The 26,183-nt window shown below is 44.6% G+C and carries 25 protein-coding genes and 4 tRNA genes; 3 read left to right on the top strand and 26 right to left on the bottom strand.

The window, feature by feature from the left end; genetic code table 11:
* Positions 1-22: 22 nt before the first annotated feature.
* The 26 genes from rpsC to H7F15_RS10115 all read right to left on the bottom strand — a co-directional run bounded on the left by rpsC (position 23) and on the right by H7F15_RS10115 (position 23,638).
* Positions 23-787 carry a 30S ribosomal protein S3 gene (gene rpsC / locus H7F15_RS09990; RefSeq protein WP_185196831.1) on the bottom strand — a complete coding sequence of 255 codons (765 nt, stop codon included), beginning with the start codon at positions 785-787 and terminating at the stop codon, positions 23-25.
* 4 nt (positions 788-791) lie between these two features.
* Positions 792-1,184, bottom strand: coding sequence for a 50S ribosomal protein L22 (gene rplV / locus H7F15_RS09995; protein WP_185196832.1), 393 nt, complete (start codon positions 1,182-1,184; stop codon positions 792-794).
* Between the two features lie 2 nt (positions 1,185-1,186).
* The gene (gene rpsS / locus H7F15_RS10000; protein WP_185196833.1) at positions 1,187-1,465 is read right to left on the bottom strand and encodes a 30S ribosomal protein S19; all 279 of its coding nucleotides are present in this window, start codon (positions 1,463-1,465) and stop codon (positions 1,187-1,189) included.
* A gap of 3 nt (positions 1,466-1,468) precedes the next feature.
* Positions 1,469-2,293, bottom strand: a complete 825-nt coding sequence (rplB, locus tag H7F15_RS10005; protein WP_185196834.1) for a 50S ribosomal protein L2 — start codon at positions 2,291-2,293, stop codon at positions 1,469-1,471.
* 10 nt (positions 2,294-2,303) lie between these two features.
* Positions 2,304-2,591, bottom strand: a complete 288-nt coding sequence (gene rplW, locus H7F15_RS10010; RefSeq protein WP_185196835.1) for a 50S ribosomal protein L23 — start codon at positions 2,589-2,591, stop codon at positions 2,304-2,306.
* The gene (gene rplD / locus H7F15_RS10015) at positions 2,591-3,220 is read right to left on the bottom strand and encodes a 50S ribosomal protein L4 (RefSeq protein ID WP_185196836.1); all 630 of its coding nucleotides are present in this window, start codon (positions 3,218-3,220) and stop codon (positions 2,591-2,593) included. The genes rplW and rplD overlap by 1 nt, the downstream gene beginning before the upstream one ends.
* A gap of 1 nt (position 3,221) precedes the next feature.
* Positions 3,222-3,839: a 50S ribosomal protein L3 gene (gene rplC / locus H7F15_RS10020; protein WP_185196837.1), complete on the bottom strand. Its 618-nt coding sequence runs from the start codon at positions 3,837-3,839 to the stop codon at positions 3,222-3,224.
* Between the two features lie 175 nt (positions 3,840-4,014).
* Positions 4,015-4,320, bottom strand: a complete 306-nt coding sequence (gene rpsJ / locus H7F15_RS10025) for a 30S ribosomal protein S10 (RefSeq protein WP_007654312.1) — start codon at positions 4,318-4,320, stop codon at positions 4,015-4,017.
* Between the two features lie 9 nt (positions 4,321-4,329).
* Entirely contained in the window at positions 4,330-6,432 is a 2,103-nt protein-coding gene (fusA, locus tag H7F15_RS10030) for an elongation factor G (protein WP_185196838.1), read from the bottom strand.
* Positions 6,433-6,435: 3 nt separating this feature from the next.
* Positions 6,436-6,903, bottom strand: a complete 468-nt coding sequence (rpsG, locus tag H7F15_RS10035; protein ID WP_185196839.1) for a 30S ribosomal protein S7 — start codon at positions 6,901-6,903, stop codon at positions 6,436-6,438.
* A gap of 18 nt (positions 6,904-6,921) precedes the next feature.
* A complete protein-coding gene (gene rpsL, locus H7F15_RS10040) occupies positions 6,922-7,335 on the bottom strand; it encodes a 30S ribosomal protein S12 (protein WP_185196840.1) in 414 nt (137 codons plus the stop codon).
* A gap of 104 nt (positions 7,336-7,439) precedes the next feature.
* Complete coding sequence (locus H7F15_RS10045) at positions 7,440-7,757, bottom strand: DUF3467 domain-containing protein (RefSeq protein ID WP_162427718.1); 318 nt, start codon at positions 7,755-7,757, stop codon at positions 7,440-7,442.
* 9 nt (positions 7,758-7,766) lie between these two features.
* Complete coding sequence (rpoC, locus tag H7F15_RS10050; RefSeq protein ID WP_185196841.1) at positions 7,767-12,083, bottom strand: DNA-directed RNA polymerase subunit beta'; 4,317 nt, start codon at positions 12,081-12,083, stop codon at positions 7,767-7,769.
* A gap of 101 nt (positions 12,084-12,184) precedes the next feature.
* Complete coding sequence (gene rpoB, locus H7F15_RS10055; RefSeq protein ID WP_185196842.1) at positions 12,185-16,063, bottom strand: DNA-directed RNA polymerase subunit beta; 3,879 nt, start codon at positions 16,061-16,063, stop codon at positions 12,185-12,187.
* A 151-nt stretch (positions 16,064-16,214) separates the two neighbouring features.
* Positions 16,215-16,595: a 50S ribosomal protein L7/L12 gene (gene rplL / locus H7F15_RS10060; RefSeq protein ID WP_185196843.1), complete on the bottom strand. Its 381-nt coding sequence runs from the start codon at positions 16,593-16,595 to the stop codon at positions 16,215-16,217.
* 45 nt (positions 16,596-16,640) lie between these two features.
* On the bottom strand, positions 16,641-17,165 hold the full coding sequence (gene rplJ / locus H7F15_RS10065) for a 50S ribosomal protein L10 (RefSeq protein ID WP_185196844.1): 525 nt from the start codon (positions 17,163-17,165) through the stop codon (positions 16,641-16,643).
* Positions 17,166-17,169: 4 nt separating this feature from the next.
* Positions 17,170-17,862, bottom strand: coding sequence for a 50S ribosomal protein L1 (gene rplA / locus H7F15_RS10070; RefSeq protein ID WP_185196845.1), 693 nt, complete (start codon positions 17,860-17,862; stop codon positions 17,170-17,172).
* A gap of 16 nt (positions 17,863-17,878) precedes the next feature.
* Positions 17,879-18,322 carry a 50S ribosomal protein L11 gene (gene rplK / locus H7F15_RS10075; RefSeq protein ID WP_185196846.1) on the bottom strand — a complete coding sequence of 148 codons (444 nt, stop codon included), beginning with the start codon at positions 18,320-18,322 and terminating at the stop codon, positions 17,879-17,881.
* Between the two features lie 10 nt (positions 18,323-18,332).
* Positions 18,333-18,890 carry a transcription termination/antitermination protein NusG gene (gene nusG, locus H7F15_RS10080; protein WP_185196847.1) on the bottom strand — a complete coding sequence of 186 codons (558 nt, stop codon included), beginning with the start codon at positions 18,888-18,890 and terminating at the stop codon, positions 18,333-18,335.
* Between the two features lie 9 nt (positions 18,891-18,899).
* Complete coding sequence (gene secE, locus H7F15_RS10085; RefSeq protein WP_185196848.1) at positions 18,900-19,091, bottom strand: preprotein translocase subunit SecE; 192 nt, start codon at positions 19,089-19,091, stop codon at positions 18,900-18,902.
* A 27-nt stretch (positions 19,092-19,118) separates the two neighbouring features.
* A tRNA-Trp gene (locus tag H7F15_RS10090) sits at positions 19,119-19,191 on the bottom strand.
* A gap of 107 nt (positions 19,192-19,298) precedes the next feature.
* Positions 19,299-20,486 (bottom strand): elongation factor Tu, encoded by a 1,188-nt coding sequence (tuf, locus tag H7F15_RS10095; RefSeq protein WP_185196849.1) that lies wholly within the window; start codon positions 20,484-20,486, stop codon positions 19,299-19,301.
* Positions 20,487-20,554: 68 nt separating this feature from the next.
* Positions 20,555-20,626, bottom strand: a tRNA-Thr gene (locus tag H7F15_RS10100).
* A gap of 97 nt (positions 20,627-20,723) precedes the next feature.
* Positions 20,724-20,796, bottom strand: a tRNA-Gly gene (locus tag H7F15_RS10105).
* 72 nt (positions 20,797-20,868) lie between these two features.
* Positions 20,869-20,955, bottom strand: a tRNA-Tyr gene (locus H7F15_RS10110).
* Positions 20,956-21,094: 139 nt separating this feature from the next.
* Positions 21,095-23,638: a M1 family metallopeptidase gene (locus H7F15_RS10115; RefSeq protein ID WP_185196850.1), complete on the bottom strand. Its 2,544-nt coding sequence runs from the start codon at positions 23,636-23,638 to the stop codon at positions 21,095-21,097.
* A gap of 85 nt (positions 23,639-23,723) precedes the next feature.
* Here H7F15_RS10115 and H7F15_RS10120 point away from each other — a divergent pair, with 85 nt between their 5' ends.
* The 3 genes from H7F15_RS10120 to frr all read left to right on the top strand — a co-directional run bounded on the left by H7F15_RS10120 (position 23,724) and on the right by frr (position 25,676).
* Positions 23,724-24,221 (top strand): biotin/lipoyl-containing protein, encoded by a 498-nt coding sequence (locus H7F15_RS10120; RefSeq protein WP_185196851.1) that lies wholly within the window; start codon positions 23,724-23,726, stop codon positions 24,219-24,221.
* An 80-nt stretch (positions 24,222-24,301) separates the two neighbouring features.
* Positions 24,302-25,021, top strand: coding sequence for a UMP kinase (pyrH, locus tag H7F15_RS10125; protein ID WP_185196852.1), 720 nt, complete (start codon positions 24,302-24,304; stop codon positions 25,019-25,021).
* A gap of 91 nt (positions 25,022-25,112) precedes the next feature.
* Positions 25,113-25,676, top strand: a complete 564-nt coding sequence (frr, locus tag H7F15_RS10130) for a ribosome recycling factor (protein ID WP_185196853.1) — start codon at positions 25,113-25,115, stop codon at positions 25,674-25,676.
* Positions 25,677-26,183: the final 507 nt, after the last annotated feature.

The raw sequence follows: 26,183 nt of genomic DNA on the forward strand, positions 1-26,183 counted from the left end.
ACTTAATAATGTTAGCAATCAATTACTGACGACGCTTGTTGTCTCTGCGCTTAGGAGCACCGTCTGTCTTCTTACGGTTTCCTGCACCACGTCTGTCACCACCACCTTGTGAAGCACCTGGTCCTTTTGATTCTAATCCTGCATTAGGAGTAAGATCTTTCTTACCATAAACTTCACCTCTGAAGATCCACACTTTGATACCTAATTTACCATATACAGTCTGTGCTTCAGACAGTGCATAGTCGATATCAGCACGCAGTGTGTGTAGTGGTGTTCTTCCTTCTTTGTAGTGCTCTGTACGGGCCATCTCAGCACCACCTAAACGGCCTGAAACCTGTACTTTGATACCTTCAGCACCTACACGTAAGGCAGAAGCAATTGCCTGCTTCATTGCGCGACGGAAGGAAATACGAGCCTGAAGCTGCTGAGCGATAGATTCACCTACAAGCTTCGCATCCAGTTCAGGACGCTTAATTTCAAAAATGTTAATCTGAACATCTTTGTTTGTCAGCTTCTTAAGTTCTTCTTTGATCTTGTCAACTTCCTGACCTCCTTTACCGATTACCACACCCGGACGAGCCGTGTTAATAGTAATGGTGATGCGCTTCAGTGTTCTTTCAATTATGATTTTAGAAATGCCACCTTTAGGAATTCGAGCTAAAACGTACTTTCTGATTTTCTCGTCTTCAACAAGTTTATCAGCGAAGTCTTTACCGCCATACCAGTTAGAATCCCAACCTTTGATAACTCCTAGGCGAAAACCGATCGGATTTACTTTCTGTCCCATATTCTTACTTATTGGCTTTTTTAGACTTCTTACTGTTTTGCTCTAATTGCTCTTCTGTCATGCTGTCAATTACCAGCGTAACATGATTTGATCTTTTACGGATGCGGTAACCACGACCTTGTGGTGCAGGACGTAAACGCTTCAGCATTTTTCCCTCATCAACAAAGATCGACTTAACGTAAAGGTTTGCATCTTCAATCTGAGCATCTTCGTTTTTCTGCTGCCAGTTAGATAATGCTGACAATAGTAACTTCTCCAGTTTTGCTGCACCGGAATTAGGCTCAAATTTCAGTATACCTAAGGCTTTGGCTACGCTTTTACCACGTACCAGGTCGGCCACTAATCTCATCTTACGCGGAGATGTAGGCACATTCTTTAATTTAGCAACTGCTTCCATGCTTATCTCTTGCCTTTATCTTTTTTAGCTATGTGACCTCTAAAATTTCTCGTTGGAGCGAATTCACCAAGCTTATGCCCTACCATGTTTTCTGTTACATAAACTGGTATGAACTTATTACCATTGTGAACTGCAAATGTATGTCCAACGAAATCCGGAGAAATCATTGATCTGCGCGACCATGTTTTGATAACCGACTTTTTGCCGGCATCGTTCATCGCGAATACTTTCTTCTCGAGCCTATAGTCAATATAAGGCCCTTTTTTTAATGATCTAGCCATTTATTATTTCTTTCCTCTATTAACTATTAACTTCTCTGAATGCTTGTTTTTGTTACGCGTCTTCAGACCTTTAGCGTATAAGCCCTTACGTGAGCGTGGGTGACCACCTGAAGATTTACCTTCACCACCACCCATTGGGTGATCTACCGGGTTCATCGCAACACCACGTACTCTTGGACGTCTACCTAACCATCTGTTACGTCCAGCTTTACCAAGCTTCACGTTCATGTGGTCAGAGTTTGATACTGTTCCTACAGTTGCACTGCAGTTAACAAGCACCATTCTTAATTCACCTGAAGGAAGTTTAATAGTAGCATATCGGCCTTCGCGTGCTACAAGCTGTGCGTAAGAACCGGCACTTCTTGCAAGTACTGCACCCTGACCTGGCTGCAACTCGATGTTGTGAATAATTGTACCTAGAGGAATATCAGATAAAGGAAGGCAGTTACCAATTTCAGGAGCAATTCCTGGGCCTGATACTATTACTGTTCCTACCTGTAAACCAGTCGGAGCGATGATATAGCTCTTTTCTCCGTCTGCATAGTAAACCAGCGCGATACGAGCAGTACGATTTGGATCGTACTCGATTGATTTCACGGTAGCAGGCACGCCATGCTTAGTTCTTTTGAAATCAATCATTCTGTACTTACGCTTATGACCACCGCCTAAATAGCGCATAGTCATTTTACCCTGATCATTGCGTCCACCAGATTTTTTAATAGGTGCCAACAGAGATTTTTCAGGAGTATTCGTCGTGATCTCATCGAACGCTGGCGCTACCCTGAATCTCTGACCTGGTGTTGTTGGTCTTAACTTTTTTAAAGCCATTTCTGATTAATTATATTCCGCTATAAAAATCGATCATTTCACCTTCTCTCAAGGTTACTATTGCTTTTTTGATCAAAGAAGTACGGCCTGTAACAGCACCAGATTTGGTGTATTTTGTTTTTACCTTACCAATTGATCTCATGGTAGCTACATTTGTTACTGTAACACCATAAAGCTTCTCAACTGCCTTTTTGATTTCTACTTTATTGGCTTTTTTATCTACCTCAAAAGCATACTTTCCTACTTCGTTCATGGCAGTGTATTTTTCCGTCACAAGCGGTCTTTTAAGTACGTTCATTACTTATTGCTTAAGAGGTTTTCTAAAATATTTACTGACTCTTCAACCAATACTACTTTCTCTGCATTCAGCAGATCGTAAGTATTAACATCAGAAGCTGTAGCCACTTTAACTTTAGGAATGTTTCTTCCCGAAAGAACGATGTTCTGATCGTTTGAAGGAATTACAAATAAAGTCTTACCTGTTGACTTGATGTTCTCCAGGATTGAGATAAACTCTTTAGTTTTAGGAGCTTCAAGAGTGAAAGACTCAACTAAAGAAACTTTATTATCTCTGGCTAATAATGACAGGGCAGAAACTCTCGCAACTGTTTTAAGCTTCTTGTTTAACTTAAAGCTATAGTTTCTTGGCTTAGGACCGAATACACGACCACCGCCGATGAACACTGGAGACTTTAAGCTACCAGCTCTTGCACCACCAGTTCCTTTTTGCTTTTTGATCTTCTTAGTAGATCCGGCAACTTCGTTTCGTTCCTTTGATTTATGCGTACCTTGTCTTTGGTTCGCTAGGTACTGTTTCACGTCAAGATACATTGCGTGCTGATTTGGTTCAGCACCAAACACAGCATCAGAAAGAGCGATCTTTCTACCTGTATCTTCACCTTTTATATTCAATACAGAAAGCTCCATTTTATTTCTCGATTAAAACGTAAGAGTTTTTGGCGCCTGGTACAGACCCGCTAACTACTAAAAGATTTTTGTCGGCGATTACGCGCATCACAGTTAAGTTCTGGATTGTAACTCTGTTACCACCAGTTCTACCAGCCATTCGCATTCCTTTGAATACTCTTGATGGCCAAGAACAGGCACCAATTGAACCAGGGTGCCTTGCTCTGTTGTGCTGACCGTGTGTCTGGCCACCAACACCAGCGAAACCATGACGTTTTACAACACCTTGGAAACCTTTACCTTTTGATGTACCAACTACATCAACGAACTCACCTTCGATGAACAGGCTTGCATCCAACACATCTCCTGCGTTAACTTCAAGGCCTTCTGCATCAAATTCAGCAACTTTTTTCTTTGGAGCCGTATTAGCTTTAGCGTAGTGACCGGCCTCAGCCTTTGTTACTCTCTTTAACTTTTTGTCACCGAAGCCAAGCTGTACTGCAGCGTAGCCATCGCTCTCTACCGTCTTCACCTGAGTAACAACACACGGTCCTGCTTGAATAAGCGTTACTGGTATGTTTTTACCATCTGGTGTGAAGAGGCTTGTCATTCCGATTTTTTTACCGATAATTCCAGGCATTCAACTTGTTATTTAGATGGATATAAATATTAAACCCCTCAGCTATAGCTAAGGGAGTGCAAAGTTAAGAAATTTTAATCTTTCTTTACAACTGTTCTGTAAAATATTCTTAATCAGTCCATAAAAAAAGAGAACCACCTTCCGATGGTTCTCTTTTTTATGGACTGATATATTATCAAACTTTGATTTCTACATCAACGCCACTTGGCAATTCAAGCTTCATTAGCGCATCTACAGTCTTAGAGCTCGTAGAGTAAATATCTACTAATCTCTTGTAGGTGCACAGCTGGAACTGCTCACGAGATTTCTTGTTTACGTGTGGTGAACGCAACACTGTAAACTTATCTTTCTCTGTTGGAAGCGGAATTGGGCCGCTAACGATAGCACCAGTTGCTTTTACTGCTTTTACGATTTTCTCTGATGACTTATCTACCAGGTTATGATCGTAAGACTTTAATTTAATTCTTATTTTCTGATTCATTTTTAACTACTATTTAGCTGCTGTTCCTTTTATTTTAGCAATGATGCCATCTGCTAAGTTCTGTGGTACTTGCTCATAATGTGAGAAAGTAAGAGAAGCAGTAGCTCTACCAGATGTGATTGTACGAAGGTCTGTAACGTAACCGAATAGTTCTGAAAGCGGAACATCAGCTTTTACTACAGTTGCAGTACCTTTTGTATCCATACCTTTCATCAGACCTCTTCTTCTGTTAAGGTCACCTGTTACCGGACCGGTATATTCGTCTGGTGTTACTACATCCACCGCCATGATCGGCTCAAGAAGTTTAGGAGCACATTGCTTACCTGCTTCTTTGAAACCCTGACGGGCTGCTAATTCAAATGATAATGAATCAGAGTCTACATCGTGGAAGGAACCGTGGAATAAACGAACTTTCATTGAATCCAGTGGGAAGCCTGCCAGGATACCATTCTTCATTGCTTCTTCGAAACCTTTCTGAACAGCTGGGATAAATTCTTTTGGAATTACACCACCTACGATTGCATTAACGAACTCAAGGCCCTGCTTGCCATCTTCGCGTGGTCCCATTTCGAACACGATATCAGCGAACTTACCACGACCACCTGACTGTTTCTTGAACACTTCTCTGTGCTCAACAGATTTGGTGATAGTTTCTTTGTAAGCTACCTGAGGTGCACCCTGGTTCAGTTCAACCTTGAATTCACGCTTCATACGGTCGATGATGATCTCCAGGTGAAGCTCACCCATACCTCTCAGGATTGTCTGACCGGTTTCTTCATCCGTATTAACTTGTAGCGTTGGATCCTCTTCAATAAGTTTAGCAATAGCCATACCCATTTTATCAGAGTCAGCCTGCGTTTTAGGCTCGATCGCGTAACCGATTACCGGCTCAGGGAACTCCATTGATTCCAGAACAATTTTCGCATTCTGGTCGCAAAGCGTGTCACCTGTTTTAATATCTTTAAAGCCAACTACCGCTGCAATATCTCCAGCTTCCAGTCTTTCGATCTGGTTCTGCTTGTTAGCATGCATCTGGAAGATACGAGAGATACGCTCTTTACTATTAGAACGAGTGTTGAATACGTAAGAACCTGACTCCAGCACACCTGAGTAGGCACGTACGAAGCACAGACGACCTACATAAGGGTCAGTAGCAATTTTGAATGCAAGACCAGCAAATGGATCATTTACGGACGGCTTTCTCGCTACTTCTGCATCTGTATCTGGGTTTGTACCTACGATGCTTTCTTTATCTACTGGCGAAGGCAACAGGGCCATCACATAGTCAAGCATTGTCTGTACACCTTTGTTTTTGAAAGATGAACCGCAAAGCATTGGCACAATAGCCATATCTATAGTTGCAGCACGAAGCGCATTTAAGATTTCGGCTTCTGTAATTGAGGTTGGATCTTCGAAGTATTTCTCCATCAAAGTCTCATCGTACTCAGCTACAGCTTCCAGAAGTTTCTCTCTGTATTCTTCTGCTTCTTCGATCATATCATCAGGAATCGGAACTTCAGTAAAGGTCATACCTTTATCTGACTCATTCCAGATAATACCACGGAAGTTCACCAGGTCAACAACACCTTTGAAGTTATCTTCTGAACCAATTGGTAACTGAAGTGCTACGGCATTGCTACCCAGCATTTCTTTCACCTGCTTACAAACAGCAAGGAAGTCAGCACCTGAACGGTCCATTTTATTTACGAAGCCAAGACGAGCAACTTTATAGTTATCTGCAAGGCGCCAGTTTGTTTCAGACTGTGGCTCTACACCATCAACAGCTGAGAACAGGAATACCAGACCATCCAATACGCGAAGTGAACGGTTTACTTCTACGGTAAAGTCTACGTGACCAGGTGTATCAATAATGTTGATATGGTAGTCGTTACCTCTGTATGGCCAGTTAACTGTTACTGCTGCAGAAGTAATAGTGATACCACGCTCCTGCTCCTGCTCCATCCAGTCGGTAGTTGCAGAACCTTCGTGTGTTTCACCTAACTTGTGTGACTTACCAGTGTAATAAAGAATACGCTCCGTCGTAGTGGTTTTACCAGCATCGATGTGAGCCGCAATACCAATATTTCTTGTATATTTTAAGTCTCTTGCCATCGATTAAAATCTAAAGTGTGAGAATGCTTTGTTCGCTTCTGCCATTCTGTGCGTATCGTCTTTTTTCTTAACGGCAGCACCTTCACCTTTAGCAGCTGCGATAATCTCACCTGCTAATTTATCCTTCATTGTCTTCTCACCTCTCTTGCGTGAGTAGGAAATCATCCATTTGATTCCCAGAGATACTCTGCGGTCCGGACGAACCTCAGTCGGCACTTGGAAAGTAGCTCCTCCAACACGACGGCTTTTCACTTCTACGCTAGGCATGATGTTATTCAGTGCCTTCTTCCAAGTTTCAAGACCGTTCTCTTTTGTTCTTTGCTCTACTAGATCTACAGCGTCATAAAAGATGCTATAAGCAACACTTTTCTTGCCATCCACCATCAGGTAGTTTACAAAACGTGTTACTAAAGTCTCTTTATATTTTGGATCTGGAAGGAGAATTCTACTCTTCGGCTTTGCTTTTCTCATTGTATTAAACGCTATTTATTATTTCTTTTTACCTTTTCCGGCAGCTGCTGGCGCTTGTCCTGGCTTAGGTCTCTTAGCACCGTACTTAGAACGAGACTGAAGACGACCGTTTACGCCGGCTGTATCCAGTGCACCACGTACGATGTGGTAACGAACACCTGGAAGGTCTTTTACTCTACCACCTCTGATAAGCACAATAGAGTGCTCCTGCAGGTTGTGGCCTTCACCTGGGATGTAGGCGTTCACCTCTTTACCATTTGTTAATCTTACCCTTGCAACTTTACGCATTGCAGAGTTTGGCTTCTTAGGCGTTGTAGTATATACTCTTGTACATACACCTCTACGCTGTGGGCACGAATCCAAGGCAGGAGACTTTGAGTTATAAGTTAACTTCTCTCTTCCTTTTCTTACTAATTGCTGTATAGTAGGCATTTACAATCTGTTAATTATAGATTTATCCACTTTAATTTTTGGACTGCAAAGGTATAAAATTCACTTTGCAATTTCAAAATTTTAATTTATTAATTATTAGCACCTTATGCTTCGCCAACCGTTCCACCGAAGTTCATCGGGAACGATGGAGCCTCATTCGCCTGCTTTATTTCGCCAAAGCTATTCTCGTATTTCTTGATGTTATCAGCCAGAGCTGCTAACAATCTTTTAGCATGCTCTGGCGTAATAACTACTCTTGATTTCACTTTTGCTTTTGGCAAACCCGGCATCAAACGTATAAAATCGATCACAAATTCGCTGCTCGAGTGGGCAATCATGGCCAGATTTGCATACTGTCCTTCTGCCACTTCTTCAGTCAGCTCTATATTAATCTGATTCTGGTTTTGCTGTTCTTCTGCCATGGTTATACCTTATTTATTCTGCAGTGTCTGCTGTCTTGACTTCGATGAAGTTTTCTTTGATTCTGTAAGAGAATCGTATTCTTCCTGGCTACCTACGATCAGCTTCTGGTATTCTTTCAGACCAGTACCAGCCGGGATCAGGTGGCCTACGATTACGTTTTCTTTCAGACCAAGCAGTTCATCTGCCTTACCTTTAATTGCTGCTTCGCTCAGTACTTTAGTAGTTTCCTGGAACGATGCCGCAGAGATAAAGCTCTGTGTACCCAACGACGCCTGGGTAATACCCTGCAATGTTGGACGAGACACTGCCGGAGAAGCATCACGTACAGTTACCAATTTCAGGTCGCGACGTTTCAGACTTGAGTTCTCGTCACGCAGACGACGTGCCGTCACAATCTGGCCTGGCTTCATGCTTGATGAATCTCCTGCATCTTCTACCACTTTCATGTCGATGATACGGTCGTTCTCCTCCATGAAGTTAACCTTATCTACTACCTGGTGCTCCAGGAAGCTTGTATCACCTGGATCGATGATCACAACTTTCTGCATCATCTGGCGAACTACTACCTCAATGTGCTTATCGTTGATCTTCACACCCTGCAGACGGTATACTTCCTGAATCTCATTAACCAGGTACTCTTGTACCGCACCAGGTCCCTGAATATTCAGAATGTCTGTTGGCGTTATGGCACCATCTGATAATGGCATACCTGCACGTACGAAGTCGTTGTCCTGAACAAGGATGTGCTTCGAAAGCGGAACCATATACTTCTTCTTCACACCATCTTTCGACTCGATGAAGATTTCACGGTTACCACGCTTCACACTACCATAAGTCACAACACCATCAATTTCAGACACAACGGCCGGGTTAGATGGGTTACGTGCTTCGAATAATTCAGTAACCCGTGGAAGACCACCTGTAATGTCTCGTGTTTTACCAATAGCGCGTGGGATCTTCACCAGGATCTGACCTGCTTTGATCTTCTCGCCATCTTCCACCACGATGTGTGCACCCACCGGAATGTTGTAGCCTTTTGGCTCACCATTCTTAGGATTTACAACTATAGCAGGGTTTTGTGTCTTATCTTTTGTATCGATAATTACCTTCTCACGGTAACCTGTCTGCTCATCCGATTCTTCACGGTAAGTGATACCTTCGATGATCGATTCGTATCCAACGTTACCATCGAACTCAGAAAGGATAACTGCGTTGTATGGATCCCAGCTACAGATATTGTCGCCTTTCTCTACTACATCGCCTTCACTAACTGTCAGGAATGAACCGTAAGGCACGTGGTTAGAGATGTATAGTTTACCTGTGTTAGGATCAACTATCTTCACTTCACCTGAACGACCCATTACTACTTTCACTGGCTCGCCTTCGTTGTTAATCGTGTCTATAGTTCGCACGTCTTCATACTCGATCTTACCAGCAAACTTAGCTTTTATAGTTGCTTCAACCGCAATGTTAGATGCTGTACCACCCACGTGGAAGGTACGGAGTGTCAGCTGTGTACCTGGCTCACCAATTGACTGAGCGGCAATAACACCTACTGCTTCTCCTTTCTGCACCATAAAGCCTGTTGCCAGGTTACGGCCGTAGCACTTAGCGCAAATACCACGCTTCGATTCGCAAGTCAGTACTGAACGGATCTCTACAGTTTCGATCGCTGTGTTTTCAATATCACGCGCAATGTCTTCTGTGATTTCTGCACCAGACTCAACTATGAGTTCATTCGTGATCGGATCATACACATCGTGTACAGTCACACGACCCAGGATACGCTCTGATAAAGATTCAACTATATCTTCGTTGTCTTTCAGTGCGCTTACTTCCAGGCCTCGTAGTGTACCGCAGTCTTCTTCGTTCACAATTACGTCCTGCGATACGTCTACCAGACGACGAGTCAGGTAACCAGCATCCGCAGTTTTAAGCGCTGTATCGGCAAGACCTTTACGAGCACCGTGCGTAGAGATGAAGTACTCGATTACATCCAGACCTTCCTTAAAGTTAGAAAGGATCGGGTTTTCAATAATTTCGCCTACTGAACCTTGCAATGATTTCTGTGGCTTCGCCATCAGACCACGCATACCACCTAACTGACGGATCTGCTCTCTCGAACCACGGGCACCAGAGTGCATCATCATGAAGATTGAGTTGAAGCCCTGATCTTCATTTTCCAGACGACGCATCAGCGTTTCCGTGATCTGGTTGTTGATACGCGTCCAGATATCAATTACCTGGTTGTAGCGCTCGTTATCCGTGATCAGACCCATCGAGTAGTTCTGCCATACAGCATCCACATCTTTCTTGGCCTGCTCAACAAGAATCTCTTTCTCCGCTGGGATGTTGATATCACCCAGACCCATTGACAGACCGCCTTTGTAAGCAGACTGGAAGCCCAGTGTTTTGATATCATCCAGGAAGTGAGCTGTACGAGCCATACCTGTTTCTTTGAACACGCGAGAGATTACCTGCTGAAGCTTTTTCTTAGTCAGGAGCTCATCGATGTATCCAACTTCCTTAGGCACGAACTGGTTGAAGATCACACGACCTGCAACCGTCTCGATCAATTTATTTTCGATTTCGCCTTTCTCATTCTTTACATCAGTTCTTACCTTGATGTGAGCATGCTTCGAAAGACGACCTTCGTTTATAGCAATAATAACTTCTTCAGGAGAATAGAAGCTCATGCCTTCTCCTTTGATAGTTTCGTTCTCTGTGCTACGCTTTCCTTTGGTTACATAGTATAAACCAAGAACCATGTCCTGAGATGGTACTGCTATTGGCGCACCGTTAGCAGGGTTCAGGATGTTGTGTGAAGCAAGCATCAGCATCGAAGCTTCCAGGATAGCTGCAGGTCCCAGTGGAACGTGCACCGCCATCTGGTCACCGTCAAAGTCGGCGTTGAATGCCGTACACACCAATGGGTGTAACTGGATTGCCTTACCTTCGATCAGTTTTGGCTGGAATGCCTGGATACCAAGTCTGTGTAGCGTAGGAGCACGGTTAAGGAGTACCGGGTGGCCTTTCAGCACATTCTCTAGGATATCCCAAACTACAGGGTCCTTACGATCTACTATTTTCTTAGCTGACTTTACAGTCTTAACGATACCTCTTTCAATCAGCTTGCGGATAATGAACGGCTTGAAAAGCTCAGCTGCCATGTTCTTAGGCAGACCGCACTCATGCAGCTTCAGTTCAGGACCAACTACAATTACCGAACGGCCAGAATAGTCAACACGCTTACCAAGTAAGTTCTGACGGAAACGTCCCTGCTTACCTTTCAGCATATCAGAAAGCGACTTCAGCGCACGGTTACCTTCTGCACGAACAGCGTTCACTTTACGTGAGTTGTCGAACAGAGAGTCAACCGCTTCCTGTAGCATACGCTTCTCGTTACGAAGGATAACTTCAGGAGCTTTGATCTCAATAAGACGCTTCAGACGGTTGTTACGGATAATAACACGACGGTAAAGGTCGTTCAAGTCAGAAGTAGCGAAACGGCCACCATCCAACGGAACTAGCGGACGAAGCTCTGGTGGAATAACAGGTACCATGCGGATGATCATCCACTCAGGTCTGTTCTCGATACGTGTTGCAGCATCACGGAATGCTTCTACTACACGCAGACGCTTCAACGCTTCAGCTTTACGCTGCTGAGATGTTTCGTGCGCAGCCGCATGACGCAGTTCATAAGAAAGGTCATCCAGGTTTGTACGCTCTAACAGCATCTGCAGGGCTTCAGCACCCATTTTCGCGATGAACTTGTTTGGATCGTTGTTGTCCAGAATCTGGTTCTCGCGTGGCAGTTTATCTACCATGTCTAGGTACTCATCTTCGGTCAGGAAGTCTAGTGTGTTCACACCGTCTTCTGCCAGAATACCTGGTTGAATTACTACATATCTTTCGTAGTAGATGATCTGATCAAGCTTCTTGGTTGGTAAGCCTAACAGATAACCTATTTTATTTGGAAGAGATTTGAAGTACCAGATATGTGCTACAGGAACTACCAGCTCGATGTGGCCCATGCGCTCACGACGCACTTTCTTCTCAGTCACCTCTACACCGCAACGGTCGCAGATGATGCCTTTGTATCTGATTCTTTTATACTTTCCGCAGTGGCATTCCCAGTCCTTCACAGGTCCGAATATTCTTTCGCAGAATAAACCACCCATTTCAGGCTTATAGGTTCTATAGTTGATTGTCTCAGGCTTAACTACCTCCCCGTTCGAACGCTCTAATATTGACTCCGGTGAAGCCAGGCTGATCGTTACTTTTGAGAAGTCCTGAGTTAGCTTTTTGGTTTTTGCAAATGCCATATTATTCTAATAATATCGATACAAAATTTGCTTTACAGCTCAATCTGTTAAAGTGCGCTAAGCGCTTCGGATTCCTCCAAAGCGCTTAGCTTTATACTTTACTATTCCAGCGTGATCTCCAGTGCCAGACCTCTTAACTCGTGAATCAGTACGTTGAATGATTCCGGGATATTCGGTTTTGGCAATACGTCGCCTTTCACGATCGCTTCATAAGCTTTCGCACGGCCGATCACGTCGTCAGACTTTACTGTTAGTATTTCCTGCAGTACATTAGAAGCACCGAAGGCTTCCAGTGCCCACACCTCCATTTCACCGAAACGCTGACCACCAAACTGAGCTTTACCACCCAGCGGTTGCTGCGTAATCAGAGAGTATGGTCCGATAGAACGGGCGTGCATCTTGTCATCCACTAAGTGACCTAGTTTCAGCATATAGATAACACCTACTGTTACCGGCTGGTCGAATCTGTCTCCAGACAAACCATCGTACAGATAAGTTCTACCAAATCTTGGCAGACCTGCTTCAGCCAATTCTGCAGAAACCTGCTCTTCAGAAGCACCGTCGAAGATCGGAGTCGCATATTTACGACCTAACTTCAGACCAGCCCATCCAAGTACAGTTTCATAGATCTGACCAATGTTCATCCTTGAAGGTACACCCAGCGGATTCAGAACGATATCCATTGGTGTTCCGTCTTCCAGGAATGGCATGTCTTCGTCGCGTACGATACGGGCAACTATACCTTTGTTACCGTGACGACCAGCCATTTTATCACCCACTTTCAGCTTACGCTTCTTAGCGATGTAAACTTTAGCCAGCTGCACGATACCTGCCGGTAACTCATCTCCTACTTCCAGTGTGAAACGCTCACGCTTAAAGTGTGCAGATATTATGTTACGACGCTTGGTATAGTTCTTCACCAACTCCACAAGCATGTTGTTGGTCTTCTCGTCGCTTGTCCAGTTCTCAAGGATCAGGTCCTTGAACATGTTCACTTCTTCCGGAACGGCATAGTTGCTCTCATCCTTGTAAGGGTTCTTCTCAGGGAAGAGTGCTTCTACGATGTTCTTTCTGCTGAACTTAGAACCTTTCGTCAAAATCTCATCACCAAACTTATGCTTGATACCCTGAGTAGTTTTACCTTCCAGCAACTCTACCAGTTTATCAACCATTATATTTTTAATGGCAATAAGGTCTTTCGAATATTTTACTTTAAGTTCTTCTACCTCTTTCTTAGATTTAGCTCTAAGGTTCTTATCCTTCTTAGGACGGGAGAACAGCTTGGTTTCAATAACAACACCATTCAGTGACGGAGGCGCCTTAAGCGATGCATCTTTCACATCACCGGCTTTATCACCGAAAATGGCACGAAGAAGTTTTTCTTCCGGAGTCGGGTCAGTTTCTCCTTTCGGAGTGATCTTACCGATCAGGATATCACCTTCTTTTACTTCAGCACCAATTCTGATGATACCGTTCTCATCCAGGTTACGAACTGCTTCTTCGCTTACGTTCGGGATCTCAGAAGTAAGTTCTTCTTCGCCACGCTTCGTTTCACGTACTTCCAGTTCAAATTCTTCGATGTGGATAGAAGTAAATACATCGTCGCGTACTACACGCTCAGAGATTACGATCGCATCCTCGAAGTTATATCCCTGCCATGGCATGAACGCTACCTGCAGGTTACGGCCTAATGCAAGTTCACCATCGTTGGTAGCATAACCCTCGCACAGTGGCTGACCTTTGGTTACACGCTGACCTGTTCTCACAAGCGGAGTCAGGTTGATACATGTATCCTGGTTCGTTCTGCGGAACTTGATAAGCTTATAGGTTACATATTCAGCATCGAATGAAACCAGTTTCTCTTCATCCGTCAGATCATATTTTACAACGATCTTGGTTGAATCCACGAAATCGATCACACCGTCACCTTCAGCTATAACCAGCGCTCTTGAGTCGATTGCAGCTCTGCCTTCCAGGCCGGTACCAACTATAGGAGCCTGTGGCTTCAGAAGCGGAACAGCCTGACGTTGCATGTTCGAACCCATCAGGGCACGGTTAGCATCATCGTGCTCAAGGAAAGGAATCATAGACGCCGCTACCGATACGATCTGGTTAGGCGCAATGTCCATATATGTATAAGTTGATGGTTCTTCTACAGGGAAGTCACCTTCAAATCTACCTTTTACTCTATCGTTGATGAAGTTACCTTTCTCATCGATCACGGCATTAGCCTGTGCAATGTGGTGGGTATCCTCTTCTTCTGCAGTCAGATATTCTACTTCACCAGCCACATTTACTACACCGTCCACTACCTTACGATAAGGAGTTTCGATAAAGCCCATGTGGTTTACACGTGCGTGCACGCATAGTGAAGAAATCAGACCGATGTTCGGACCTTCCGGTGTTTCAATAGTACACAGACGGCCATAGTGTGTATAGTGAACGTCACGTACTTCGAAACCGGCACGCTCTCTTGACAGACCACCTGGCCCCAGTGCAGATACACGACGCTTGTGCGTCACTTCTGCCAGCGGGTTCGTCTGGTCCATGAACTGAGATAGCTGGTTTGTACCGAAGAACGAGTTGATTACAGAAGACAGGGTACGCGCATTGATCAGGTCAACAGGCTTGAAGTCTTCGTTATCACGAACGTTCATACGCTCTTTTATAGTTCTGGCCATACGAGCCAGACCAACACCAAACTGTGCATAAAGCTGCTCGCCTACCGTTCTTACACGGCGGTTGCTCAAGTGGTCAATATCATCCACTACAGCTCTGGAGTTGATAAGACCAATCAGATACTTAACAATCAGAACGATGTCGTCGTTTGTTAAAACTTTCGCATCCCAGTTGGTATCAATACCAAGTTTCTTGTTGATTCTGTAACGGCCAACTTCACCCAGATCGTAACGCTTATCAGAGAAGAACAGCTTCTGAATAATATCACGCGCAGTTTCTTCATCAGGCGCTTCTGTGTTACGCAACTGACGATAGATCTGCTCTACCGCTTCTTTCTCAGAGTTAGAGTTATCTTTCTGTAAGGTGTTGTAGATGATCGCGTAATCAGCGATGTTCACATTTTCACGATGCAGAATGATAGACTTATTACCTGAGTCAAGGATTGTGTCTATATCTTCAGTAGTAATTTCAGAGTCTCGCTCTAACAATACCTCTGTTCTGTCAATTGATACAACCTCACCGGTATCCTCATCTACAAAGTCCTCCACCCATGTTTTAAGAACACGTGCAGCCAGCTTACGGCCCACAGCGTTCTTTACATTAGCTTTGGTTGCAGGTATCTCCTCCGATAAACCGAATAGATCTAATATATCTTTATCAGAACCATATCCGATGGCACGCAGCAGTGTTGTTACAGGAAACTTCTTCTTACGGTCAATGTAAGCATACATAACATTGTTCACGTCTGTAGCAAACTCAACCCAAGAACCTTTGAAAGGAATGATTCTAGCAGAGTATAGTTTTGTACCGTTGGTATGCTTGCTTTGCGCAAAGAACACACCTGGTGACCTGTGCAACTGAGAAACGATAACACGTTCGGCTCCATTTATTACAAACGAGCCCTTCTCAGTCATATATGGGATGTTACCTAAGAAGACCTCCTGCTCAATAGTTTCAAAGTCCTCGTTATCTGTATCATGACAGATAAGACGAAGTTTAGCTTTGAGCGGAACAGAATAGGTTAATCCCCTGTCTATACTTTCATCTACAGAATATTTGGGAGGATCTACGTGATAATCAATGAACTGAAGTTCGAAGTTCTCACGAGAATCGGAGATCGGAAAGTTCTCAGCAAAAACCTTGAACAAACCTTCCTGTGCTCTATTTTCAGCGGCAGTCTCCAACTGAAAGAAATCACGGAACGACTGTAGCTGAACATCCAGGAAGTCAGGATAGTCTATTACCGGTGTGATAGAGGCAAAATTGATACGCTCTTTCGTTTTATTCTTAGCCAAAGCCATGGAAATTTAACGTTTACAATAAGTTACGAGCTCCCATAACTACGCTTAGCTATGGGCAAAAAAGGATTCAAATTTGAATCCGTATACAAACAGGAAAAGACCTGACGAAAATGCCAGGTCTACCTGTTCTCGATATGTTGATAAAGTGAGATTATTTGATCTCCACTTCAGCACCAGCTTCTTCTAAAGCTTTCTTCAGAGATTCTGCTTCGTCTTTAGCTACGCCTTCTTTCAGAGCTTTAGGAGCACCGTCAACTACTTCTTTAGCTTCTTTCAGGCCAAGACCTGTAAGTTCTTTAACAAGTTTAACAACTGCTAGCTTAGATGCACCTGCTGACTTAAGGATAACGTCAAAAGAAGTTTTCTCTTCTGCTGCAGCGCCTCCTTCAGCAGCACCACCACCAGCAACCATTACTGGAGCAGCAGCAGCTGGCTCGATACCGTATTCGTCCTTAAGAATTGTAGCTAGTTCGTTAACTTCTTTCACAGTTAAGTTTACTAACTGCTCAGCGAATGCTTTTAAATCTGCCATTTTTATTGAAATTAAAAGTTACTTATTGATTACGTTTTTAAAAAATTATTCTTTTTCAGATAGAGTTTTAAGGATTCCGGCAAGTTTGTTACCACCACCCTGAAGGCCGGAAATAACATTCTTAGCAGGAGACTGAAGCAAGCCGATCACATCACCGATAAGCTCGAACTTAGACTTGATTGTTGCAAGTGTATCCAGCTGGTTTTCGCCAACATAAATACCTGCATCAATAAAGGCACCCTTTAAAAGTGGAAGCGTGTTACCTTTTTTTCTGAAGTCTTTGATCAGCTTAGCAGGCGCGTTGCCTGACTCAATAGAGAACAGGATACCAGAAGAACCTTTCAGTACTGCTTCTAAGGCAGTAGTATCAGCTTCTAACGTATCGAGTGCCTTCTTGATTAATGAATTCTTGTATACCTTGTACTCCAGGCCTCTTTCGAAAGCCATTCTTCTGAACTGGTTGATGCTGGCAACTGTCATAGTAGAAGCATCAGTGATATAGAAGTAGTTAGTGTTAGCTAACTTCTCGCTCAGATCTCTTACAATTATCTCTTTTTCTTCCCTGGTCATCTTCTTAGATAGTTGCGTTTTTGTCAACGATTACGGCCGGGCTCATTGTGCTTGACAATGTGATGCTCTTAATGTAAGTGCCCTTTGCTGAAGAAGGCTTCAGACGGTTAAGTGTAGCGATCACTTCAGATGCGTTGGCAGCAAGCTGCTCCGGCGTGAAAGATACTTTACCTACACTTGTGTGAACGATACCGGTTTTATCGACTTTGAAGTCAATTTTACCAGCTTTCACTTCCTTAACTGCCTTGGCTACATCTTGCGTTACAGTTCCTGATTTAGGGTTTGGCATCAGGTTACGAGGACCTAATATTCTACCTAAACGACCAACTTTGGCCATAACTGCAGGCATTGTGATGATCACATCGATGTCTGTCCAGCCTTTTTCAATTTTCTGAATGTAGTCATCCAGACCTACGTAGTCAGCGCCTGCCTCTTTGGCTTCCTGCTCTTTGTCAGGTGTTACCAGGGCAAGTACTCTAACCTCTTTACCAGTACCGTGCGGCAGGGTAACTATACCACGTACCATCTGGTCTGCTTTACGAGGGTCTACTCCTAAGCGTACATCTATATCAACAGAAGCATCGAACTTTGTAAAAGTAATTTCTTTTACAACAGAGGCTGCATCCGTCAAAGAATACTCTTTTGATAAGTCAGCTTTAGCTAAAGCTGCTTTTCTGTTTTTTGATATCTTCGCCATTATCCTCTAACTGTTATTATTCGTTCCATGGAGCGTTACCAGATACCGTGATACCCATGCTTCTTGCTGTACCGGCAACCATTTTCATGGCAGACTCCAGTTTGAAAGCATTTAAATCAGGCATTTTCAGTTCTGCAATCTCTCTAACCTGATCCCAGGTAACTGAACCTACTTTGTTACGGTTAGGCTCTTTAGAACCTCCCTTAATTTTAGCAGCATCCATTAACAATACCGGAGCAGGTGGCGTTTTAACAACGAAGTCAAAAGACTTATCTGCGTAGATTGTAATCAATACTGGTAACACCTGGCCAGGCTTATCCTGAGTTCTCGCATTAAACTGTTTACAGAACTCCATGATATTAAGACCTTTAGAACCAAGTGCAGGTCCAACCGGTGGCGATGGATTCGCGGCACCTCCCTTTATCTGAAGTTTCAGATAACCTTTTATTTCCTTTGCCATTATTTATTTACTACGATTCTTTTTCTACTTGCATGTAATTCAGCTCAACCGGTGTGTTTCTACCAAAGATCTTCACCATTACGTTGAGCTTCTTACGCTCTTCAAATACTTCTTCCACTGTGCCTGAGAATCCGCTAAAAGGACCATCCATTACTTTTACAGTTTCTCCAACTATAAATGGTGTATCCAGTACTTCTGCCTGCTCTTCTGCTTCGTCTACTGTCCCCAGTATTCTGTTCACTTCACCCTGGCGCAACGGAACCGGCTTCTTACCAGCTTCGCCTGTACCGGAACCCAGAAAACCAATAACACCTGGCGTACTAATGATCAGGTGTTCTGCTTCGCCGTGGCTCAGATCAGCATTTACAAGCACATAACCAGGAAAGAAGTTTCTCTCTCTGATTCTTTTTTTACCGCCACGCATCTCATATACCTTCTCTGCCGGTATAAGCACCTGCGGAACGTATTCCTCCAGGTGATGACGCATGATCTCATTTTCCAGATAGGCCTTTGCTTTTTTCTCCTGCCCACTAACGGCGCGCACTACATACCATTTTAAATCAGCCATAGCTTCTTCTTAAAACTGGTTATAGAACCACGATAGTGAGGAGTCAAAAACAAAGTCCATGGCACCCACGATCAGTGCGAACACTAAAGAACCGATCAATACAAGTACAGAGCTATTCTGCAACTCTTTATATGCAGGCCAAGAGACTTTGTCTCTCATCTCCACCACTGTTCCGTTTATATAGTCTTTAATGTTGCTCATCGTAATAATGCCTGAGTATTTAAATTGCACGGGTGGAGAGACTCGAACTCCCAGCCAATGGTTTTGGAGACCACTACTCTACCAATTGAGCTACACCCGTAAAAAAATGCACTTCATTTATTGAAATGGAGTGCAAATTTATTCATTTGTTTCTGAAAAACAAACCCGTTCCTGATTTTTTATCAGAAACGGGTTGCTTAACTATAATTAGTCTAAGATCTCAGTTACCTGACCGGCACCTACTGTTCTACCACCCTCACGGATAGCGAAACGAAGACCTTTTTCCATTGCTACTTTGTTGATCAGCTTCACAGTGATAGTGATGTTATCACCTGGCATAACCATTTCTACACCTTCTGGAAGGATGATCTCACCTGTAACGTCTGTAGTTCTGAAGTAGAACTGTGGACGGTACTTGTTAAAGAATGGAGTGTGACGTCCACCTTCTTCCTTAGAAAGAACGTAAACCTCAGCTTTGAACTCCTGGTGAGGCTTCACTGAACCTGGCTTACAGATAACCATACCACGACGGATATCAGTTTTCTCAATACCACGCAGTAACAGACCTACGTTATCACCAGCTTCACCTCTGTCAAGGATCTTACGGAACATTTCCACACCAGTAACGGTAGATTTCATGTTCTCAGCACCCATACCAAGGATTTCAACTGGCTCACCAGAGTTGATTACACCACGCTCGATACGGCCTGTTGCTACAGTACCACGACCAGTGATTGAGAACACGTCCTCAACTGGCATCAGGAATGGAAGGTCAACAAGACGAGTTGGGATTGGAATCCAGCTATCAACAGCTGCCATCAGATCCTCGATTGTCTTCACCCACTTAGCATCGCCATTCAGACCACCAAGAGCTGAACCCTGGATTACCGGAATGTTGTCGCCATCGAAATCGTAGAATGAAAGAAGCTCACGGATTTCCATTTCAACAAGCTCAAGAAGCTCTGGGTCATCCACCATGTCCACTTTGTTCATGAACACTACAAGCTGAGGAACACCTACCTGACGGGCAAGAAGGATGTGCTCACGAGTTTGTGGCATTGGACCATCAGTAGCAGCCACCACAAGGATAGCGCCGTCCATCTGAGCAGCACCAGTAACCATGTTTTTCACGTAGTCAGCGTGACCTGGGCAGTCAACGTGTGCATAGTGACGGTTCTCAGTAGCGTATTCAACGTGAGAAGTATTGATTGTAATACCTCTTTCTTTTTCTTCAGGAGCGTTATCAATTGAAGAGAAGTCGCGTAGCTGAGCAAGACCTTTGTTAGCCAGTACAGTTGTAATGGCAGCAGTCAAAGTTGTTTTGCCGTGGTCAACGTGACCGATTGTACCGATGTTTACGTGCGGTTTGGAACGGTCAAATGTTTCTTTAGCCATTGTATGATATAAAATTAAGGTTAAAACGTTTAAGTTTAAGTTGTGCTCTTTAACACGAACAGACTTAGAGCCAACGATGGGAATTGAACCCACGACCCCTTCCTTACCAAGGAAGTACTCTACCCCTGAGCTACGTCGGCTTTTAAACTTTTCTAAATCTTTGTTTATACTAAAAAGGAAATCCATATACATGAAATTCCTTCCTGCAAAAACCAGTTTTTTAAATCTGCTCTACTGAGCGGGAGACGAGGGTCGAACTCGCGGCCTATAGCTTGGAAGGCTATCGCTCTACCAACTGAGCTACTCCCGCTTTGCAATCCAGAATAACTGAATCTCGAACTATCGAACAAACATTCGCTCATTCAAAATTCAGTTATTCATTTGGTGGGGAGAGCAGGATTCGAACCTGCGAAGTCATTACAACAACGGAGTTACAGTCCGTCCCATTTGGCCGCTCTGGAATCTCCCCAAACGCTAATTTAAATCAGCTTTTTTCTCTTAAAACACCTGCGCCTGATGCGCTGTTCGTTCTAAGGAGATGCAAAATTAAGCGCTTTTTCATTCAAGTCAAATATTACCTGAAAAAATATTCAAAAAAATTAGTTCTCTTACTGCTCCAAAGCTTGTTTATACATATCTATCAGGCGTTTATCTTTTTCCTGAGCTCTAATTTCCTGCAATTTTTCTGCTACACCCGGCTGGTCCGACATCACCATCAGCGACTGAAACGCTGCCATGCGCACATAATAGAGGTTATGATTCTGGGCAAGATTCGTTAGCAAGGCTATAGTTTCGGGCTTATTTGTTTCGTTGTTGCTCGCTAAATACGCACTGAAACTCTGAAGCAAATAATATAACCCACTGCCCTTACTCTGTTTGATCTTGTTCATAAACCAGTCATATTTTTCAGGGCCGGCCTGCATGGCATAGTAAGAAGAAAGTGCGGTAACTACGTTCTCATTCTTTTCTTTTTCGAACCGGCTTAGTTTCTGCATCGCATCCTCGGCGCCGGTAGCAGCATAAGCAATGATGCCTGCCGCCACCACGTGGTAAGAACTATCGTTCAGGGCAGCTTCAAACAAAGGCTTGTACTTATCGCCACCCCAGCCTGCCAGCAGGTAAACAGCATCTGCTCGCACTGTCCCTTTCTTATCTGTTTTGGCTACCTGCTCTACTTTACTTACCAGCGCGGCATTATTTTCGGGCTTATAGTCTGCCAGTGCATTCAGAGCGGTGCTTCTGATAAACCAGTAGTCGTTGCTTAATGCATCCTGTATCAATTTCAGCTCCTGTGCAGGCTTTTCGGCCAGTTTGGTCAGGGCCTCAAATTCCGGTATCAGCTGCTTGCTGTTATAAAACTGGTACCTCAGTTCCTCAGCTGATTTGTTGTGCTCTACTACCGCCAGTAACTGCTGTTCCCCATCAAATAAAACCAGTTCCGGCTGCGTGGCTACCGGAAATGTAAACGTCTGATCTGCTTTGGTTATCTCTATCGGATGGTTCGTTCTTTTGCCACTTGCCCAAACCGAGATCTCCAGCGGAAGGCGGTATACCGGCATGTAGGTTGTATCCTGAAGTTGCTGTACTCGCAGGGTCAGCTGTCCGTTCTGATAACTATGATCCACTTTCAGTTCCGGGTGGCCTGGCTTCATAAACCACTGGTCGAAGAACCACATCAGGTCTTCTCCGGTCACGTCTTCAAACGCCATCCGCAGCTCTGCCACTTCTACATCCGAGAATTTGTTTTTAGTGAGGTAGTAGTTCAGGGAAGCATAAAAAGCTTCGTCGCCGACCAGCTTGCGAAGCATGTGCAGTATCCGGCCGCCTTTGGCATAGGAATGGCTGTCAAACATTTCTTCTTTATCGCCATAATGGTAGCGGATGATCGGTTCCCGTTTTGTCTGGGCTTCTTCCAGGTACTGGCTCAGCTCATCCATCTGGGCATAGGCAGCTTCGTCGGCACCATACTTATGTTCCGCCCACAGGTACTCGCTATAGTTGGCGAAGGCCTCGTTCAGCGGCAGATTGGCCCACGATTCTGTGGTTACAAGATCACCGAACCACTGGTGAAACAGCTCGTGTGCAATAATACCATCCCAGTTCTTATCCAGCAGCTCGCGCTCGTTCAGTTGCAGGTCTTCCATAAACGTAGAGGCCGACGTGTTCTCCATCGCTCCGGACACAAAGTCGCGTACCACTACCTGCGAATATTTTGCCCACGGGTAGTTGACACCTAACTTTTTAGAGAAGAACTCCATCATCTCTGGCGTATTCCCGAATACCTTTTTTGCCGTGTTTTTATATTCCGGCTCCACATAGTAGTTCACTTCCAGGTTGCGCCACTTGTCCTTCACTACGGCATATTCACCAATGGCCATCATGGCCAGGTAAGGGGCATGCGGCAATTCCTGTTTCCAGTAATCGGTTTTGGTGCCGTCGGCGTTCTGGCGCGAGTAAACAAAAGTACCGTTCGAGAGGGTGGTAAAGTTCTTATCTATCGTTATATAGATGTCCTGGGTCATGCGCTCATTCGGGGCATCTATTGTCGGGAACCAGGCTGAGCTGGCCTCGGTCTCGCCCTGCGTCCAGATTTGGCGTGGTTTGTTCGGGTCTTCGCCCAGCAGGTTTATGAAGTACAGGCCTTTGTCCTGGGTGATGGCATCGCTGCCCCCGGCGGCAAGCTCATTAGGCTTGGCTGTATAGTTTATCTCTATGGTATACTTTTCGTCGCGGTTATAGGTGCGGTCCAGGTCTATGGTCAGCTTCATGCCATCGTACGCGTACTTCAGCTGCGTGCCGTCATTTCCCTTCAGCAGGTACACACTTTTTATATCAAACCCTTTGGCATCCAGCACCAGTGTTTTCTGAGGATAAAAGTAGGGCTTCAGGGTGAGCTCGGCTATGCCGTTGAGGTGTTGCTTCTGCCAGTCAAAACTTACCCGGAGGGTGGTGTGCAGCAGGTCGTGCACTCTGGTGCGGGACGGGTTAAAGGCGTGTTTTTTCGGGGCCCAAACCGGCACATCCGTCTGTGCTTCGGCTATAGTTGTGTCAGATGTTTTTGATACGCTGGGTGCTTCTTTGTTTGTGGCGCAGCCGCCTGCAAGTGCCATTGTCGTTGCCAGGCCAACTATGCTCAGAAACCGATGATTCATGATAGGTTGTTTTAATTTTGATTTCAATTTCTAAAATTACTCTGAGAATTCAACTATCTTTAGGCTCCAAAACCAGAAATAAGAGATGCTGCAGGTAAAAACCGCTAACGACAAAACATGGCAGGTTGACATACAGAAAGATGCTATACTTCTCAACAACTCCCCTTTTAACTGGGATATTGCTCCTTTAGGTAACAACACCTATCATATCATCCACAACTATAAGTCTTATACAGCCGAGCTGGTACAGGCCGATTATCAGGCCAAGACCTTTACGTTCAAGATCAACGGAACTACCCATACGGTAAGTGTTAAGGACCAGTTCGACCTGTTGCTGGATAAACTGGGGATGAGCAATGCCAACGCCCAGAAGGTGAACGATGTGAAGGCGCCGATGCCAGGCCTTATACTTGATATTAAAGTACAGCCGGGACAGGAAGTGAAAAAGGGCGACCCGATCATGATCCTGGAAGCGATGAAGATGGAGAACATCCTGAAATCGCCGGGTGACGGGGTTGTGAAAGAGATAAAGGTAGCCGTGAAACAGAACGTGGAAAAAGGCCAGGTTTTGATCTTATTTTAAATTTTTAGTGTTGCCAGTCGGGCAGCACGTTGCCGCCCGTAGCAAGTATAAAGTATCTGTAAACTACATAACTATAGATCGTGAAGTATAAAAGAATATTGTTAAAGCTTAGCGGTGAAGCGCTGATGGGCGATCAGCAATACGGTATCGACTCGGTGAGACTGATGCAGTATGCGCAGGAGATAAAGGAAGTGGCAGCGCTTGGTGTAGAAGTGGCAGTAGTAATTGGCGGTGGCAACATCTTCAGAGGCGTGCAGGCCGAAGAAGTAGGCCTTGACCGCGTACAGGGCGACTACATGGGAATGCTGGCAACAGTAATTAACAGCATGGCCCTGCAGAGTGCGCTTGAGAAATTAGGAGTGTATACGCGCCTGCTTTCCGGCATAAATATACAGCAGGTGTGCGAGCCTTATATTCGCCGCCGTGCAGTACGCCACTTAGAGAAAGGCCGTGTAGTAATTTTTGGTGCCGGCACCGGTAACCCATACTTCACAACCGACTCGGCAGCCAGCTTACGTGCCATCGAGATAGAAGCCGATGTAGTACTGAAAGGTACACGCGTTGATGGCATTTACTCAGCAGACCCTGAGAAAGACCCGGATGCCATTTTCTATTCAGACATTTCGTTTAAAGATGTGTTTGAGAAAGGCCTGAACGTAATGGACATGACAGCCTTTACGCTTTGCAAGGAAAACGACCTGCCTATCATCGTGTTCGACATGAACAAGCCGGGCAACCTGAAGCGCGTAGTGAGCGGCGATAAAGTAGGTACGCTTGTTATCATGACCGAAGGAGCATAGTACGGCTCTGCGCAAAGTCATTAAATTTCATATTTTTGCAACCACAAAGTAAACTTATAGTTTAAAACAAGAATCTTAAGCTACAATTGATATGACGGAAGAAATTCAGTTTTACCTCAGCGAAGCAGAGGAGTCTATGCAGAAGGCAGTGCAGCACACTGGTGCTGAGTTAACAAAGATCAGAGCCGGAAAAGCGTCTCCTGCTATGGTAGAGCACCTACGCGTAGATTATTACGGCACGTTAACCCCTGTTGCGCAGGTAGCCAACATTGCTGCCCCTGATGCACGCACCATCCTGATCAAACCCTGGGAAAAGAATATGCTGGGCGAAATCAACAAAGCCATCAAAAACAGCGACCTTGGTCTTAACCCGCAGCAGGAAGCTGATGCTATCCGCCTGAATATTCCGGCCCTTACCGAAGAGCGCCGCCGCGAACTGGTAAAACAAGTAAAGAACGAAACAGAATCTGGTAAAGTAGCCATCCGTAACATCCGTAAAGATGTGAACGACTCGCTGCGCAAACTGCAGAAAGAAGGTACTTCGGAAGATGCCGTGCGCGATGCTGAAACCAAAGTGCAGAAAATGACTGATTCTTACATCGTGAAGATCGACGAACTGCTGAGCAAGAAAGAAGCAGAGATCATGACGATCTAATTCTTAGACATAAGACATAAGACACAAGACGAAAGACATTAGACTTTCTCTCTTAAAGTATAAAAAAGAAGCCCTGCGAATCTGATTCGCAGGGCTTCTTTTTTTGTTTGAACCGGTGATTGGAGAACTATAGTTTATAGTTCTTGGACCAATCTATAGTTCTCTGCCCTCGCTCGCGTCCCGCGAGTGTGAGTTACCTGCGGACTCTGGCCGCTATAGTTAGATTAGTAGCTTTTGTTATACCGCAAGTTTAGCGAAGCGTAACTTATGGTTGAGTTTGGCATCAGTTTGTAACTGGCGTTTTGGGCGGTCAGAAAGCTATAGTTTTACTGAAATCTATAGTTGTGCTAATGACTATGGCGAGAGCGTCCCCGCTCATGTCGAACTATAGTTTGCTGAAGTCTATAGTTGGTAGAACCTGTAGTTGTGATAATTCCATAGTGCAAGCGGACTCACTCGTGTCGAACTATAGCCTGGCCCTCCGGCCCAGTTGGATTACAAATCCAA

The organism is Pontibacter sp. Tf4 (assembly GCF_014212495.1).
In the GTDB taxonomy this organism is placed as follows: domain Bacteria; phylum Bacteroidota; class Bacteroidia; order Cytophagales; family Hymenobacteraceae; genus Pontibacter.